The following is a 16,262-nucleotide window of genomic DNA, read 5'->3' as shown; positions in this document are numbered from 1 at the left end:
AAATCAATTAGATTTTAAGAAAAGTCTCTTTTTAGTATAGACATAATAGTATATACTAAATAAAATAGATGTAAGCGCTATATATAGGAGGAGTAAACATGTGGGGAATTATCGCAACGTGGCGTATGGCACATGATGGTGTGTTAGCTGCTAAAGAATTATTAGAACAGGAAGGAACATGCGGAGATGCCGTGGAAACGTCAATCAAATGTGTAGAAGACTATCCATTTTATAAATCAGTTGGCTATGGTGGCTTGCCAAACGAACGAGGCATTGTAGAAATGGATGCGGCTTTTATGGATGGGGATACGTTCAAAATTGGGGCAGTGGCTGGGATCGTAGATATTGCGAATCCAATATCAGTTGCCAGAAAATTAAGTAATGAAAAATTCAATAGTTTTCGCGTAGGACAAGGAGCCACTGAATATGCAATGCTAGCAGGATTCGAACGGAAAAACATGCTAACGCCAAGAGCTAAAAAAATTTGGCAAAAACGAGTGGCAGAAGTGGCGAAAACGAATCTAAGCCCCTATGACGGACACGATACGGTGGGCGTGGTTTCTTTGGATCAACACACCGGCATGGCTGCAGGAACGTCTAGTTCTGGATTATTTATGAAAAAGCAAGGTCGTGTGGGAGATTCCCCTTTATCAGGTTCTGGTTTTTACGTCGACAGTCAAATCGGTGGTGCGACAGCAACTGGTCTAGGAGAAGATCTAATGAAAGGCTGTCTAGCTTATGAAATTGTTCGCTTGATGGGAGAAGGAGTCACTCCACAAAAAGCCTGTGATCAAGCTGTGTATTCTTTTACTGATTTATTAAAAGAACGGTATGGCAAAGCAGGTGCTTTTTCATTAGTTGCTATGAATAAAGCAGGTGAATGGGGAGTTGCGACTAATGTAGAATTTACGTTTACTGTTGCAACTGAAAAGGAGCAACCAGCTATCTACTTAGCTAATCCAGGAGTTGATCAGACAACGATCATTGAACCAATCACCAAAGAATGGCTGGATGCTTATGAAAAACGCATCAAAGCCCCAGTTTGATCCCAGTATCGAAGTCATTTAGCTGATAATCAGCATATGTATATATAAGGAGGAGAAAAAAATGGCAACAAAAAAAATCTATTTATTCTGTGAAGCAGGTATGTCAACGAGTATTATGGTCAATAAAATGATGGAAGTAGTCACAAAACATCAGATGCCACTAGAAATCCATGCGTTCCCAGCAATCCATGCAGAGGAAAAAGTTGAACAAGAGAAACCGGTAGCCATCTTATTAGGACCACAAGTTCGTCATTTAAGTGACAAAATGAAAAAAACGTTTGAGCCGTTAGGCATTCCTGTAGGCACAATTGCCACAGAAGCATATGGCATGATGGATGGCGAACGTGCGATGAAAGATGTCCTGAAAATGATCAAAGAAAGTAGAAAATGAGTTTTTGTAAACGGAAACAGTTGGAGTCAACAAAAAGATCGGGGGAAAAAAGATGCAAAAATTTTTGAATTGGTTAGAAAAAGTTTTGACACCAATGGCAAAAACGGTTGGAGAAAATAAATATTTGATTGCTATACGAGATGGCTTTTTACTTTCTACACCGTTATTGATCGTGGGGTCATTGTTTCTAGTATTGACCAACTTTCCAATACCAAATTGGAATGAATGGATGGCTGGATTTTTAGGGGAAAATTGGGCAGTCATGTTGAATAAGCCTGCTACCGCCAGTTTTGATATCATGACGATTTTAGCAGTTGGGGGCATCGGTTATAGTTTAGCAAAGCAATTTAAAGTGGATGCGATGCAAGCAGCAATTATTTCTTTAGTTTCATTCTTTATCGTAACGCCTTTTACCACATTATTTACGCCAGAAGGTTCGACTGAAGTATTTGAAGTTGGAAGTCTTCCTTTACGTTGGATGGGATCAAGTGGTTTATTTTTAGGTATGGTAGTTGCTTTAGTAGCGACTCGTATGTTCGTTGCTTTGATTCGCACAGGGTGGACAATCAAAATGCCAGATGGCGTGCCGCCTACTGTTGTTAAATCGTTTGAAGCGTTGATTCCAAGCTTCGTCATCTTAACGTTCTTTATGGTGGCGAATTGGGTAGCGAGTTTAACCACATATGGGAATTTACAAGAAATCCTGTTTAAATTCTTACAAACACCATTGTTAAGTTTAGGGAATACCTTAGGTGCTATGATCATTGCGTACTTATTTTTACATTTTTTCTGGTTTTTCGGAATCAATGGTTCAAGTGTCGTAGGTGCAGTTTTCAATCCAGTTCTTCGTGCTTTATCGATTGAAAATCTAAATGCGTTCAAAGACGGACATGAAATTCCTAATATCATTACAGGTCAATTTCAAGATATGTTTGCAACATTTGGTGGGGGCGGTTCTACCTTATCATTGATTTTGATTATGATTCTTGTATGTAAAAGTCAGCGAGTGAAAAAACTTTCACAATTATCGCTTGTACCAGGAATTTTCGGGATCAATGAACCGATCATCTTTGGTTTACCGATCGTATTAAATCCAATCATTTTGATCCCATTTGCTTTAGTACCGACAATCAATATCATTATTGCTTATTTTTGTATGGACCTAGGGTTAGTTGCTTACACCAATGGGATTCAACTTCCATGGACAACGCCACCGATCATTTCAGGCTTTTTAGTCAGTGGTTGGCAAGCTTCTGTCCTTCAGGGATTACTTATTTTATTAGGAATGGCAGTTTATTATCCATTCATCAAAGTGTTAGACAATCAATATCTGAAAGAAGAGCTTGAGGCAGAAGAATCAACAGCAGAAGAAATCAATTTTGATGACTTTGATTTTGATACCTTATAAAAAGGAGTAGGAGCATGAAAAAAATCATTTTGATCCTCAACCATGTGACCGCAGGTATGGGAAGTGACGAACAAGCACAATTACCTCCAGGTGGAAAAAAAACAGCTCTAGGACCGGGAGAAACATTAGCGCCATTGTTTAAAGAAAAAAAGGCAGAGATTATTGCTACTTTATACTGCGGTGATCGTTATTATTCAAGTCATCCAGAAGAAGTCAAACAAAAATTTATCGGATTCGCCAAAAAGTTTGGAGCAGATGCGATATTATGTGGACCAGCTATGCATTATCCTAATTTTGGAGAGATGGCAGGCGGGTTAGTCGAAGCTTTTAACAAAGAAGGCATTCCTGCTGCCGCTGCAATGTCTGTTGAAAATCCTGCTGTAGCAAAATATCAGCAAGTGATCCCCATCGTTAAAATGCCAAAAAAAGGTGGGATCGGACTAAATCAATCCTATAAAAATATGGCAACAATCGTGACACAGTTAGCGAAAGGGGAAGAACGAACTTCCTCAGAACAAGAAATGATCTTTTGAATCAAAAGTGAATAAACGGAGCATAATGTCTTTTCTTAAGTTGAAAAGCTGTTTCGTTAGATGACAGAAAAGCCAATCATTACCTATTGTTTTGATTGGCTTTTTGCGTGAAGAAGCTTGCAAAGAATGGTTTGCCACAAGCAGGGTCAGGGGAGATGAGGAACACGTAAGGCTTTGATCAATGTTTGGGTAGAAAGATTCGATCAATTAGCTAACTGAATTTCACCGTTTGCCAGCTTGCTCCTTCTCTTTATTGATTTATTCCTTCTCTTTATTAAAAAGTAGAGTGAAAAATAGACTTGAATCTCAATGGATCGTCCAATAAACTATTTATTGTAAGCGATTTATTCTTAATTGAAGAAAAGTGGTGATGTATGAACAAAGTAAAGATACTCATGACCTTGTTTGGTAGCTTTATACTCCTATTTTTGATTTCTCATCCTCAAGAAATAGCGGCAACTACAAGCAAGTCTAATGTAGGAACACATGCAATATTTTCCAAAGTAATGACTTATGATCAAATGATTGAGCAACTCACAAACGATCTTCAGCTTTCATCAACAAAAGCAAGGCAAAAACTCGAATCTTCGGACAAGATTGTTCACACAGTTACTCGAAATAGAGCAACCTTTCGAGTACTGTCGCATACTGTGATGGTAAATAAGGCGTATAAGCCAACGATGCGGTTTTATTGTGAAACGCGTGAAAGTGGTCATTTTAGAGCGATTAAACGAATAATAGCAATAAATTTGGTTAGAGAAGACCAAAAAGTGGCAAAAGCTTTTTCCGGAACTGTCTATGTCAACTTAGAAGAAGCCAATCGTATCTATTATACCGTGAATGGTGACTTCTTTAATCAAGGCACGACTTCATGGAAAAACGGATCAACGAGTGGTGTAGACAGTGCGCTAGATCTAAGGTTTACTACAAAGGATGCCGAAAGCCATTACCAATACAGTTATAGTGAACACCGAATCACTTTTTGATTTGCAGGCGGGTAAGGCAGTGGACAGCGATCGCTAACCATTGCTGAATAATAGTGAATGGTTAAAGAAAAGTGATGGGAGAGATATGGGTGGCTCGTAAAACTTAGTTTACACAAAAAATAACGAAAAAAGCTGATCCATACATGCGGATCAGCTTTTTATCTTTTAAATTTAGAAAGCAAAACATTCCCAAATATGCTAAGATAGCAATAGACGCGTCCTGAGGGAATCGAACCCCCGTCTCAAGAACCGGAATCTTACGTGATATCCACTACACTAAGGACGCAAGTACAGACACAATTGTAACGAAACTAAAAAAAAATTACAAGGGGAATGGACAAAAAAATGAAATTTCAACAAAACTTTTCACAAAAACAACAGCAAACACAAAAATTAGCCATGACACAACATCTGCAACAGTCCATCCAGGTATTGCAATATAACAGTGAAGAGCTCTTGGCATTTGTTGAAAATCAAGCATTAGAAAATCCATTGATAGAAGTAGTGGAACCAGAATGGCAATCTGACTATCAGAAGATCAGATCAGCCAATGATAATGAAGAAATCAACTACTTAAATCAAATTCCCGATACCAGTGTTTCCTTATTTGAATCATTGATCGAACAGATCCATTTGAACTATCGGCAGACCTTCTTACGTCAGTTAGTTCTTTATTTAGTCGAGTACATTGATTTAAATGGATTTTTGACGATTGATTTAAAAGAGGCACAAGAACAAACAAATGCAACTTCGATTGAGATCCTTGATGCACTGACGCTGGTCCAACAACTTGAACCAGCAGGTGTGGGGGCACGAAGTTTACAAGAGTGTTTGATGTTACAAACGGAAAGAGATGACTTTGCACCAGAGTTAGCGTATATCGTTTTGGAAGAGTGTTTTGAGTTGCTGGTTGATCGCAAATGGAAAGAGATCGCTCAACGCTTTTCAATCGAACTTAGTGAAGTACAACGAATCTTTGATTACATCCAAACACTTAGCCCAAGCCCTGGACGGATTTTTGATCGAAGCAGTGAATTATATATCATTCCTGATGTCAAAGTGATGGTTGATAAGGACCAAAAAGTGTCTGTCCTTTCTAGACGAGGAAATCAACCAGACGTTCGTTTCCAAGAACATTATTTTAATCAGATGCTTAAAAGAGCAGACAAAGAAACACAAGCGTACTTGAAAGAACGGAAACAAGAATTTGACTGGTTGAAAAAAACGATTCTACAACGAGGGGATACGATTTTACGTGTGGCTCAAATCATTGTTTCCCATCAGCAAGCCTTTTTCACAAACAAAGAACGACCAATTAAACCGCTGACATTAAAAGAAGTGGCAAAAGAGTTGGAAGTACATGAATCCACTGTCAGCCGTGCCGTCAATGGAAAATACTTGGAAACTGAATTTGGGGTTTTCGAGCTTAAGAAATTCTTTACAACTAGACTACAGCAAAGTGGGACAGATACTGAGACCGATCTCTCAGCTGATACTGCACAAAAGAAAATCCAAGAACTTGTAGATCAAGAAGACAAAATCAAACCACTTTCTGATCAAAAGATCGTAGAATTATTAAAAAAAGATGAAATATTGATTTCAAGAAGGACGGTTGCAAAATATCGTGACCTGCTGGGAATCCCAAGTTCATCGAAAAGAAAACGTTATGATAGATAATGTGAATCTCGACTAGAAAAAAATGAAAAGTTTTTTCTAGTCTTTTTTTATTGAAAAAAACGGGTAAAACTGTTAGACTTACATTCGTGAGGTTGAGATTTTCCTTTTAAATACTTAGTAGTAGGAAAGTCGCTTTTCTTTTTTTATCGTACATGGGTCGTTTTGAGTCTACATTGGACAAATATCGTCCAACTAAGGAGATCGCTATGCTTGATGAATTGAAAATGATTGAATCTGTTGCACCGGATATTATCGAGGTTTTACAGGAAAGATATAAAATTTTACGTAATATTTATTGGATGCAGCCAATAGGTCGTCGTAGTTTATCAGAGAGTATGGGCATCACAGAACGCGTATTACGAACAGAAACAGATCTACTAAAACAGTTAGATTTGATCAACACCTCTAAAAGCGGTATGACTTTGACCAAAAAAGGAGAAGAAGTTTATCAAAGTCTTGAGAACTTCATGGATCAACTTTTAGGAATGCATCAGACAGAAAAAAAACTGGCTGAGTATTTTGGGAATCAACGTTGTATCGTGGTATCAGGAAACAGTGAAGAACAGCCTAAAGTGGCGGATGCTTTTGGTGAAGCATTAAATGAAGCTTTAGATTTGTTACTACCGGAGGGCAATAATATCATTGCTGTAATGGGCGGAACAACGATGGCTGTAGTAGCTGAACAACTGACAAATTTGGAAAACAATCAGCGACATAATCTATTTGTGCCAGCTCGTGGTGGTATCGGAGAGGCTGTGACTGTACAAGCAAATTCCGTAAGTGCTAGAATGGCTACAAAAGCAAGTGGAAATCATCGTGCATTGTATGTTCCAGAACAATTAAGTTTAGCAACGTACAATTCCTTGCTCAATGAACCCTCTATTCAAGAAGTGTTAAACTTGATTAGTCAGGCAAATTGTGTTATTCATAGTATTGGACGCGCACTCCATATGGCAGCACGTCGAAAAATGACTGAAAAGGAATTAGTCATGCTGAAACAGGCGAATGCGGTGGCGGAATCTTTCGGCTATTTTTTCAATGAAAATGGCGAAGTCGTATATAAAGTTCCTCGCATCGGAATCGAATTGAAAGATTTGGCAAATGTACCCATCATTCTTGCGATTGCTGGGGGAAAGTCAAAAGCAAAAGCGATTCGCGCCTATATGAAAAATGCACCAAAACAAACGTGGCTCATCACTGATGAAGCTGCAGCAAAAGAGATTTTAAAAGGGGTATCCCTTTAAAATAAATATTTTTTTGATTTTCATAAGGAGGAAATCTTAAATGACAGTTAAAGTAGGTATTAATGGTTTTGGACGTATCGGACGTCTAGCATTCCGTCGTATCCAAGATGTAGATGGAATCGAAGTAGTAGCAATCAACGACTTAACAGATGCTAAAATGTTAGCACACTTGTTAAAATATGACACAACTCAAGGACGTTTCAACGGAACAGTTGAAGTTCACGAAGGTTCATTCAACGTTAACGGAAAAGAAGTTAAAGTTTTAGCTAACCGTAACCCTGAAGAATTACCTTGGGGCGAACTAGGTGTTGACATCGTTCTAGAATGTACTGGTTTCTTCACTTCAAAAGCAGCTGCTGAAAAACATCTAACAGCTGGTGCTAAACGTGTTGTTATCTCAGCTCCTGGTGGAAATGACGTTCCAACAATCGTTTATAACACAAACCACGAAACATTAACTGGTAAAGAAACAGTTATCTCAGGTGCTTCATGTACTACTAACTGTTTAGCTCCTATGGCTAAAACATTAAACGACAAATTTGGTGTTGTTGAAGGATTAATGACAACTATCCACGCTTACACAGGTGACCAAATGACTCTAGACGGACCTCATCCTAAAGGTGACTTCCGCCGTGCACGCGCTGCTGCTGCAAACATCGTTCCTAACTCAACAGGTGCTGCTAAAGCTATCGGTTTAGTAATCCCTGAATTGAACGGTAAATTAGACGGAGCTGCTCAACGTGTTCCTGTACCAACAGGTTCATTAACTGAATTAGTTACAGTTCTTGAAAAAGAAGTAACTGTTGACGAAATCAACGCAGCAATGAAAGAAGCTTCAAACGAATCTTACGGATACAACACAGACGAAATCGTTTCTTCTGATATCGTTGGTATGACTTTCGGTTCATTATTTGACGCTACACAAACTAAAGTAATGACTGTTGGCGACAAACAATTAGTTAAAACTGTTGCTTGGTATGACAACGAAATGTCTTACACTGCACAATTAGTACGTACTTTAGAATACTTCGCTAACTTATAAGATAGACCAAACGTACAAGTGTAATTTATAAGCATGTACACTTAAAAGCGGGGAAGCAATCGCGCTTCTTCCGCTTTTTTTGATAGTAAGTTTATTTAGGAGGAAATAAAATGGCTAAGAAAACAGTGAAAGATATTGATTTAAAAGATAAAAAAGTTCTTGTCCGTGTTGACTTTAATGTTCCTTTGAAAGATGGCGTGATCACAGATGACACACGTATCAAAGCAGCATTACCAACAATCAACTACGTATTAGAACAAGGCGGAAAAGCAATTCTTTTCTCTCACTTAGGACGTGTAAAAACGGAAGAAGATAAAGAAGGTAAATCTTTAGCTCCAGTTGCAAAACGTTTAGGCGAACTATTAGGAAAAGAAGTAACTTTCGTTCCTGAAACTCGTGGTGCAGAATTAGAAGCAGCAATCAATGGCATGAAAGATGGCGACGTGGTTGTTTTTGAAAACACTCGTTTTGAAGACATTGATGGCAAAAAAGAAAGCAAAAATGATGCAGACCTAGGTAAATACTGGGCTTCATTAGGTGATGTATTTGTCAATGATGCATTCGGTACAGCTCACCGTGCGCATGCTTCAAACGTCGGAATTGCTTCAACTGGTATCCCAACAGTTGCTGGATTCTTGATGGAAAAAGAAATCAAATTTATCGGTGAAGCCGTTGAAGAACCAAAACGCCCTATGATCGCAATCTTAGGTGGCGCAAAAGTTTCTGATAAAATCGGTGTAATCGAAAACTTGATTCCTAAAGCAGACAAAATCTTGATCGGCGGCGGAATGACTTACACATTCTACGAAGCTAAAGGAATCAAAATCGGTAACTCTTTAGTAGAAGCTGATAAAGTTGAATTAGCAAAAGAATTGATCGAAAAAGCTGGCGACAAATTAGTCTTGCCAATCGATAACGTTTGTGCTCCAGAGTTCTCAAACGATGTTGAAACACAAGTAATCGAAGGCGATATCCCTGAAGGATTGATGGCTTTAGACATCGGCCCTGCATCAGTGAAATTATTTGCTGATACATTACAAGGTGCAAAAACAGTTGTTTGGAACGGACCAATGGGTGTGTTCGAAATGAGTAACTTTGCTAAAGGTACAATCGGTGTTTGTGAAGCAATCGCTAACCTTGAAGATGCAACAACAATCATCGGTGGTGGTGACTCAGCAGCTGCTGCAGAACAATTAGGTTTTGCTGACAAATTCACACATATCTCAACAGGTGGCGGCGCAAGCTTAGAATTACTAGAAGGTAAAGAACTACCTGGTTTAGCTGCAATCAACGATAAATAAGCATCGTTCGCTGTATCTGATTTAGATGAAGACAGCTGCTTTTTGCAACGGTGAATTGATTCAAACTCAAATAAACTTAACCAAAAAGCAGCTTTTTCTTTTTATACGTGGAGGAGAGTTCCACGACTCATAATTTTAAAGGAGTGCATACTGTCATGCGTAAACCAATTATCGCTGGTAACTGGAAAATGAACAAAACTGCATCTGAAGCAAAAGAATTTGCTGAAGCAGTAAAAAACAACATCCCTTCAAATGAAAAAGTTGATTCTGTTATCGGATCACCTGCTTTGTTCTTACAAGAACTAATGGCTTCAGCTGAAGGAACAGAATTAAAAATCTCAGCACAAAACTGCTACTGGGAAAACTCAGGTGCATTCACAGGTGAAACTTCACCAGCTGCTTTAGCAGACTTAGGTGTGGACTATGTGATCATCGGACATTCAGAACGTCGTGAATACTTCCATGAAACAGATGAAGACATCAACAAAAAAGCGAAAGCTATCTTTGCAAACGGCATGATCCCAATTCTTTGCTGTGGTGAATCTTTAGAAACTTACGAAGCTGGAAAAACAGCTGAATGGATCGAAGGACAAATCACTGCTGGTCTTGAAGGATTAACAGATGGCCAAGTAAGCAACATGGTTATTGCTTATGAACCAATCTGGGCAATCGGTACTGGTAAATCAGCTGATGCACAAATTGCTGACGAAATCTGTGGCGTTGTACGTCAAACAGTTGAAAAATTATACGGCAAAGAAGTATCTGATGCAGTACGTATCCAATACGGTGGTTCTGTAAAACCAGAAAACATTGCTGAATATATGGCGAAAGAAAATGTTGACGGAGCATTAGTTGGTGGCGCAAGCTTACAAGCTGATTCATTCTTAGCATTATTAGACGCTGTAAAATAATTAGTGAAAATTTGCGAAAAATGCAAGAAATGTTTGCACTAACGCCTAAAATTAACTAAAATCGTATATGAGGGAAATCCCTTAGGAAAAAACAAACTCAAAGGAGAGACAAAACATGTCAATTATTACTGATGTTTACGCTCGCGAGATCTTAGACTCACGCGGTAACCCAACAATCGAAGTAGAAGTATACACAGAAAGCGGAGCTTTTGGCCGTGGAATGGTTCCTTCAGGTGCTTCAACTGGTGAATACGAAGCCGTTGAATTACGTGATGGAGACAAAGCTCGTTATGGCGGTAAAGGTGTAACTAAAGCTGTTGACAACGTAAACAACATCATTGCTGAAGCAATCATTGGCTACGATGTACGTGACCAAATGGCAATCGATAAAGCTATGATCGCTTTAGACGGAACTCCTAACAAAGGTAAATTAGGTGCGAACGCAATTTTAGGTGTATCTATCGCTGTTGCTCGTGCAGCTGCTGACTACCTAGAAGTACCTTTATACCACTACCTAGGCGGATTCAATACAAAAGTTTTACCAACTCCAATGATGAACATCATCAACGGTGGATCACATGCGGATAACTCAATCGACTTCCAAGAATTCATGATCATGCCTGTTGGCGCTCCAACATTCAAAGAAGCTCTACGTATGGGTGCTGAAGTATTCCACGCATTAGCAGCAATCTTGAAATCTCGTGGATTAGCTACTTCTGTTGGTGACGAAGGTGGATTCGCTCCTAACCTTGGTTCAAACGAAGAAGGTTTTGAAGTAATCATCGAAGCAATCGAAAAAGCTGGCTATGTACCTGGTAAAGACGTTGTTCTTGCTATGGATGCTGCTTCTTCAGAATTCTACGACAAAGAAAAAGGTGTTTACGTATTAGCTGATTCAGGCGAAGGCGAAAAAACAACTGACGAAATGATCAAATTCTACGAAGAATTAGTTTCTAAATATCCAATCATCTCAATCGAAGACGGATTAGACGAAAACGACTGGGACGGATTCAAGAAATTAACTGACGTATTAGGCGACAAAGTTCAATTAGTTGGTGACGACTTGTTCGTAACAAACACTCAAAAATTATCTGAAGGTATTGAAAAAGGAATCGCTAACTCAATCCTAATCAAAGTTAACCAAATCGGTACTTTGACAGAAACTTTTGAAGCAATCGAAATGGCTAAAGAAGCTGGCTACACAGCAGTTGTTTCTCACCGTTCAGGTGAAACAGAAGATTCAACAATCTCTGATATTGCTGTTGCAACAAACGCTGGTCAAATCAAAACTGGTTCTCTATCACGTACTGACCGTATTGCTAAATACAACCAATTACTACGTATCGAAGACCAATTAGGCGAAGTTGCTGAATACAAAGGTTTGAAATCTTTCTACAACTTAAAAAACAAATAATTTTAGGACGATCAAATAAGTACGACGATAGCAGAGCGTCGATTATGTAGCTGTGCTGGTCTACTTCATTCTAAAGTTATTAAAAAGTACCTTTCTCTTATCTTGAAGATAGGAGAAAGGTCTTTTTTTGCAGAAAAAATTTAGAGATTATCCTAACAAAAACTGAATTACATAATCGTTTTTTGTCACGTTTACAAACGATTTAATTATTGCTAAAATATTACGATAAAAGCAAAAAACAGAATAATGGGGAAAGTGTATGAAAGCAAAAATTTTAAAGGGGTTCAAATGGTTCGGTATTTTGCTTCTCAGTACCATTTTATTGGTCGTGATCGCTTTTCAAGTTTCGCCAAGACCAGGTGCTTATGTGATCCGACATCTGTTTAGCGACGCTGTAACGATCACAGATAAAGAAACGTATGAACAAGCAAAAGCAACCACTAGTTTGCTCGCCGATCGTTCTTATCAGTCGCAATTCAAAAAAAACAACTATGATATCTATTCTCCTAAAGATAGTGAAGCACCATTGCCAACGTTGATCTGGGTTCACGGTGGAGGTTATGTGAGTGGGGATAAAGCAGGAGTAAAAGAATTTGCAATAAAATTAGCTTCAGATGCGCACATCGCAGTTGTTGCTATGAACTATGAGCCGGCACTTAGCTCTCAGTATCCCAATCAAGTAGTCCAAGTCAATGAATTAGTCCAACAATTAAAAAAAGAGAACAATCCGAAGTTGGATCTTTCGAAGCTGATTTTTGGGGGTGACAGTGCAGGCGCTCAGATTGCCTTACAGTATGTCACTATCCAAACAAAACAGCAGTATGCAAAAGAAATGAAGATGAACCAAATAATCGATCCATCGGCGATCAAAGGGGCCATTTCTTACTGTGGGCCAGTTGACTTGCAACAAACAGCAAAACAGCAATCGAGTGATCGATTGATGCATTTCTTCGTTAAAACGGTAGCTTGGTCTTTGATTGGAACGAAAGATTGGCAAACGGACGAACGCTTATATCAAGCTAGTTTAGTTGATCAAGTGTCAAAAGACTTCCCGCCTACGTATATCACAGATGGAAATGCGTATTCATTTCAAGATCAAGGGATTGCTTTCGCAAATAAATTAAAAGAGTTAGACGTCCCTGTAGAAGAACTATTTTATAAAGACCAGAAAAAAGAAATCAGTCATGAATATCAATTTAATTATACATTGCCAGAATCAAAAACTTGTTATGAGCAGACGGAGCGGTTCATTGAAAACTGTTTTCGATCTACAACAGCTCAATAACGAATTGCCGAAGCATCCCGAAATAGCTCCTTCTATTTTGGGGTGCTTCGGTGTCTTTAGACATAGGAGTGTCAATGGCTGCTGCTAACTAATCGACTGAGAATGGATGAATGATTGAAAATGATACACTGTTTCAGTAAAATAGAAAGAAACAGCAGGAGTGTGGGACAGGATGGGAAATGAAGAAAAAATAGCTATTTTACAAGAAATGATCCGAATCAAGTCAGTGAATGGGAACGAAGGGGAAGTAGCCGCCTACTTAAATCAATTATTGAATCAACATGGAATCCAAGGAGAAATCATTTCTCACACTGAGGGGCGTGATAACTTGGTGGCGACGTATCACAATGGTCAAGGAAGAGTATTAGGTTTGTCTGGTCACATGGATGTTGTGTCTGCAGGAGACGAATCGAATTGGACCTATCCGCCTTTTGCAGCAGAAATAAAAGGTAATCGTTTGTATGGACGTGGTACTACCGATATGAAAAGTGGGCTAGCCGCTATGGTGATTGCGATGATTGAATTGAAAGAGTCTGGGAAACCGTTTAACGGGACAATCAAATTATTAGCGACAGTAGGGGAAGAAGTCGGAGAATTAGGTAGTGAACAACTGACAAAAGCAGGTTATGTCGACGATTTAGACGGATTGATCATTGGTGAACCAACCAATTACAATTTGATGTATACTCACATGGGTTCAATAAACTACACCGTTGTTTCTCATGGTAAAGAAGCCCACAGCTCAATGCCTCAAGAAGGCTACAATGCGATCAACCATTTAAATGAATTTATTACGCGTGCAAACGAGCAAATGGATGCTTTAGCTCAAACCTTCCAAAATTCAGCGTTAGGAAAAACGATTCATAACGTTACAGTGATCAACGGAGGAAATCAAGTCAACAGTATTCCAAGTCAGGCGCAATTACAAGGAAATATCCGCTCAATCCCTGAATTTCCAAATGATCAAATCATTGATTTATTACAAAAGATCGTGGATGAATTGAATGAAGGAACGAACTATCACTTAGAATTGACGATCGACTACAATAAGATTCCTGTGAAAGCAAATCCTGATTCTTCGTTGATCCACCATATTCAAAAACAGTTCAAGCAACCATTGCCCCTAGTAGGTGCAGCAGCAACGACAGATGCAGCTGAATTTACTAAATCCGCTCACTCCTTCGATTTTGTGGTATTCGGTCCCGGAGTCGTAAACTTGCCTCATCAAATAGACGAGTATGTAGAAATCGATAATTACTTGGATATGATTGACACATATCAAGCAATCATCTTGTCTTATTTAGCATAACAGCCTATTTTGGTTCAAAGTACCAAAAAGTACAAAATAGATCCTTCAATTAAATCAAAAAAAAGCAAAACATGAAAATTTGTTTTGCTTTTTTTTGATTTACTAATTGAAGTAACCGACTTCTATTCGCACGTATATTTACTCCAGCTCATCACAACTACGCAGCTCAAATCGCTCTGTTCACAACCCTTTTCGGCAATGCCAAGACGACAAGGGTGACGACGACTACTGAGAGCAGGCGGTCGAGGTAATCGGTACCCGCTTGAACGAGAATCACGCTCATTGTTTGATTGAACCCAATTCCATGGAGGAACTGAACGATCATGCTTGAACCAGAAGAAGTGACTCCCCCAAAGAGTTTTACAGTGATTAGGGAAGAAAGGATGGTTCCAGGCAGTGATAAGACAAGTGCCCAGAAAACTAAGGTCCAGCGGTTCTTACTTCGAGTGAATCGTTGATGGAAAATCACTCCAGCAAGTAAACCCGTTACCATTTGAACAGGTGAATAATACAACGAGAAGATATCGGTGGTAACACCACTTAATACCCCGCTGGCCAAGCCAGTGAGTAACCCAAATACCGGACCTAACAAAGTCCCAGCGAATATGGTACCGATCGAATCAAGATAGATCGGTAATCGTAGCCATAATGCAATGGTTCCGCCGATATAATTGATTCCGATACATAAAGCGACGATCGTAATCGTCTGTGTGGTGATTCTTTTTTTGCGCATGTTTTTCATCCCATCTTTAATCTTTCCAGATCTTTTTTAATCGTTTCTTCTTGTGCATTTAAAAGAACGGTCAAAAACTTCCGAAAAAATAGATGAGTATCAACTTCTGTCATAATGGTGCTGTTTGGTGCTTTTTGCCAAAAATCAAAGCGATCGACTAGTGTTTGCCCACGGCTGATTCCTTGCGTTTCAACAGCGGTATAACTAGTAAATCCCTGACAAATGCTTTCGTCGATAAAGTAGGCAACGGCCAGAGGATCATTGATGACGCACCCTAGGATTCTTTCTTGTTGCCAGTGAAAATCAAAATAAAAACGAGTGATCGCTTTTAGAAATTCTCCTTCCTCAGGATTGAGCTGACAACAATATTCTAATAAGGTAGGTGTCAAAACGATTTCTCTCGTAACATCTAACCCGACCATTTCAATCGTGTTCCCTAAATTTTCAAACACAAAGGCAGCTGCATCAGGATCGCACCAATAATTGTACTCAGCAACTGGTGAACAGTTTCCGTGGCTTTTGTAGGTGCCACCCATTGAAATAAATCGCTCGAAATGTTTCCCTAAATGTGGATTTTTCATCAAAGCATGAGCAATATTGGTCAAAGGGCCAAGTGCAATGATCGAGGTGTTTGTTTCTTTAGAAAAGTATTCCGCCAAAAAATCGACTGCTGATTTTTCTTCTATTTGTTTTTCTTGTACTTGAGCAAAGTTTGTCTCGCCTAATCCGTCCATCCCATGAGTGTCTTGTGCGCTAATAAACGGCTGTTTCAACGGTTGTGTTTGCCCTTGATAGACGGGGATGTCTAAGCGTCCGCAACGTTTCAAACATTTGAAAACATTTTGGCTACCGATCGTCACAGGTACATTACCGCAGACCGTCGTGATCGCAACCACCTCGATTTCGGGGGACTTGATGGCTAACATCAATGCTAAAGTGTCATCGATTCCAGGATCGCAGTCAATAATTACTTTTCGCATTA

At 39.1% G+C, this 16,262-nt stretch carries 15 protein-coding genes and 1 tRNA gene; 13 read left to right on the top strand and 3 right to left on the bottom strand.

What is annotated here, in order from left to right; all coding sequences use genetic code 11:
• Positions 1–98 precede the first annotated feature (98 nt).
• From AB3H90_RS06655 to AB3H90_RS06635, 5 genes are all read left to right on the top strand, one after another.
• On the top strand, positions 99–1,046 hold the full coding sequence (locus AB3H90_RS06655) for a N(4)-(beta-N-acetylglucosaminyl)-L-asparaginase (RefSeq protein ID WP_034699124.1): 948 nt from the start codon (positions 99–101) through the stop codon (positions 1,044–1,046).
• A gap of 61 nt (positions 1,047–1,107) precedes the next feature.
• Positions 1,108–1,437: a PTS sugar transporter subunit IIB gene (locus AB3H90_RS06650; protein WP_010718620.1), complete on the top strand. Its 330-nt coding sequence runs from the start codon at positions 1,108–1,110 to the stop codon at positions 1,435–1,437.
• Between the two features lie 52 nt (positions 1,438–1,489).
• Positions 1,490–2,845, top strand: a complete 1,356-nt coding sequence (celB, locus tag AB3H90_RS06645) for a PTS cellobiose transporter subunit IIC (RefSeq protein ID WP_010738000.1) — start codon at positions 1,490–1,492, stop codon at positions 2,843–2,845.
• 14 nt (positions 2,846–2,859) lie between these two features.
• Positions 2,860–3,378 (top strand): GrdB-related putative oxidoreductase, encoded by a 519-nt coding sequence (locus AB3H90_RS06640; RefSeq protein ID WP_010718618.1) that lies wholly within the window; start codon positions 2,860–2,862, stop codon positions 3,376–3,378.
• Positions 3,379–3,752: 374 nt separating this feature from the next.
• Complete coding sequence (locus AB3H90_RS06635; RefSeq protein ID WP_161651607.1) at positions 3,753–4,364, top strand: hypothetical protein; 612 nt, start codon at positions 3,753–3,755, stop codon at positions 4,362–4,364.
• Positions 4,365–4,578: 214 nt separating this feature from the next.
• Here the strand turns inward: AB3H90_RS06635 and AB3H90_RS06630 are convergent.
• Positions 4,579–4,650 (bottom strand) — tRNA-Arg (locus AB3H90_RS06630).
• A gap of 59 nt (positions 4,651–4,709) precedes the next feature.
• On the opposite strand from AB3H90_RS06630, the gene rpoN reads away from it, so the two are divergent.
• The 8 genes from rpoN to AB3H90_RS06590 all read left to right on the top strand — a co-directional run bounded on the left by rpoN (position 4,710) and on the right by AB3H90_RS06590 (position 14,547).
• Positions 4,710–6,041, top strand: a complete 1,332-nt coding sequence (rpoN, locus tag AB3H90_RS06625; RefSeq protein ID WP_161651606.1) for an RNA polymerase factor sigma-54 — start codon at positions 4,710–4,712, stop codon at positions 6,039–6,041.
• A gap of 152 nt (positions 6,042–6,193) precedes the next feature.
• A complete protein-coding gene (locus AB3H90_RS06620; RefSeq protein WP_172595671.1) occupies positions 6,194–7,285 on the top strand; it encodes a sugar-binding transcriptional regulator in 1,092 nt (363 codons plus the stop codon).
• Between the two features lie 40 nt (positions 7,286–7,325).
• A complete protein-coding gene (gap, locus tag AB3H90_RS06615; RefSeq protein ID WP_010718614.1) occupies positions 7,326–8,327 on the top strand; it encodes a type I glyceraldehyde-3-phosphate dehydrogenase in 1,002 nt (333 codons plus the stop codon).
• A 110-nt stretch (positions 8,328–8,437) separates the two neighbouring features.
• Positions 8,438–9,628: a phosphoglycerate kinase gene (gene pgk / locus AB3H90_RS06610; protein ID WP_010718613.1), complete on the top strand. Its 1,191-nt coding sequence runs from the start codon at positions 8,438–8,440 to the stop codon at positions 9,626–9,628.
• A 155-nt stretch (positions 9,629–9,783) separates the two neighbouring features.
• Complete coding sequence (tpiA, locus tag AB3H90_RS06605) at positions 9,784–10,539, top strand: triose-phosphate isomerase (protein WP_010718612.1); 756 nt, start codon at positions 9,784–9,786, stop codon at positions 10,537–10,539.
• A 115-nt stretch (positions 10,540–10,654) separates the two neighbouring features.
• Positions 10,655–11,953 (top strand): phosphopyruvate hydratase, encoded by a 1,299-nt coding sequence (eno, locus tag AB3H90_RS06600; protein ID WP_010718611.1) that lies wholly within the window; start codon positions 10,655–10,657, stop codon positions 11,951–11,953.
• 259 nt (positions 11,954–12,212) lie between these two features.
• On the top strand, positions 12,213–13,238 hold the full coding sequence (locus AB3H90_RS06595; protein WP_368016424.1) for an alpha/beta hydrolase: 1,026 nt from the start codon (positions 12,213–12,215) through the stop codon (positions 13,236–13,238).
• Between the two features lie 172 nt (positions 13,239–13,410).
• Entirely contained in the window at positions 13,411–14,547 is a 1,137-nt protein-coding gene (locus tag AB3H90_RS06590; RefSeq protein WP_368016423.1) for an ArgE/DapE family deacylase, read from the top strand.
• A 166-nt stretch (positions 14,548–14,713) separates the two neighbouring features.
• Here AB3H90_RS06590 and AB3H90_RS06585 read toward each other — a convergent pair whose 3' ends face one another.
• Together AB3H90_RS06585 and AB3H90_RS06580 are read right to left on the bottom strand one after the other, a co-directional pair.
• Entirely contained in the window at positions 14,714–15,280 is a 567-nt protein-coding gene (locus AB3H90_RS06585; protein WP_010737992.1) for an ECF transporter S component, read from the bottom strand.
• 5 nt (positions 15,281–15,285) lie between these two features.
• Positions 15,286–16,260, bottom strand: a complete 975-nt coding sequence (locus AB3H90_RS06580) for a nucleoside hydrolase (protein ID WP_368016422.1) — start codon at positions 16,258–16,260, stop codon at positions 15,286–15,288.
• Positions 16,261–16,262: the final 2 nt, after the last annotated feature.

The sequence above is a fragment of the Enterococcus sp. C63 genome, from assembly GCF_040887215.1.
Taxonomy (GTDB): Bacteria; Bacillota; Bacilli; order Lactobacillales; family Enterococcaceae; genus Enterococcus_B; species Enterococcus_B hirae.
This window is presented reverse-complemented; position numbering and strand designations above follow the sequence as displayed.

Excerpts from the sequence above, each read along its gene's own strand:
- AB3H90_RS06655 (WP_034699124.1), top strand. The coding sequence starts at position 99 with ATGTGGGGAATTATCGCAACGTGGCGTATGGCACATGATGGTGTGTTA.
- AB3H90_RS06650 (WP_010718620.1), top strand. The coding sequence starts at position 1,108 with ATGGCAACAAAAAAAATCTATTTATTCTGTGAAGCAGGTATGTCAACG.
- celB (WP_010738000.1), top strand. The coding sequence starts at position 1,490 with ATGCAAAAATTTTTGAATTGGTTAGAAAAAGTTTTGACACCAATGGCA.
- AB3H90_RS06640 (WP_010718618.1), top strand. The coding sequence starts at position 2,860 with ATGAAAAAAATCATTTTGATCCTCAACCATGTGACCGCAGGTATGGGA.
- AB3H90_RS06635 (WP_161651607.1), top strand. The coding sequence starts at position 3,753 with ATGAACAAAGTAAAGATACTCATGACCTTGTTTGGTAGCTTTATACTC.
- rpoN (WP_161651606.1), top strand. The coding sequence starts at position 4,710 with ATGAAATTTCAACAAAACTTTTCACAAAAACAACAGCAAACACAAAAA.
- AB3H90_RS06620 (WP_172595671.1), top strand. The coding sequence starts at position 6,194 with ATGGGTCGTTTTGAGTCTACATTGGACAAATATCGTCCAACTAAGGAG.
- gap (WP_010718614.1), top strand. The coding sequence starts at position 7,326 with ATGACAGTTAAAGTAGGTATTAATGGTTTTGGACGTATCGGACGTCTA.
- pgk (WP_010718613.1), top strand. The coding sequence starts at position 8,438 with ATGGCTAAGAAAACAGTGAAAGATATTGATTTAAAAGATAAAAAAGTT.
- tpiA (WP_010718612.1), top strand. The coding sequence starts at position 9,784 with ATGCGTAAACCAATTATCGCTGGTAACTGGAAAATGAACAAAACTGCA.
- eno (WP_010718611.1), top strand. The coding sequence starts at position 10,655 with ATGTCAATTATTACTGATGTTTACGCTCGCGAGATCTTAGACTCACGC.
- AB3H90_RS06595 (WP_368016424.1), top strand. The coding sequence starts at position 12,213 with ATGAAAGCAAAAATTTTAAAGGGGTTCAAATGGTTCGGTATTTTGCTT.
- AB3H90_RS06590 (WP_368016423.1), top strand. The coding sequence starts at position 13,411 with ATGGGAAATGAAGAAAAAATAGCTATTTTACAAGAAATGATCCGAATC.
- AB3H90_RS06585 (WP_010737992.1), bottom strand. The coding sequence starts at position 15,280 with ATGCGCAAAAAAAGAATCACCACACAGACGATTACGATCGTCGCTTTA.
- AB3H90_RS06580 (WP_368016422.1), bottom strand. The coding sequence starts at position 16,260 with ATGCGAAAAGTAATTATTGACTGCGATCCTGGAATCGATGACACTTTA.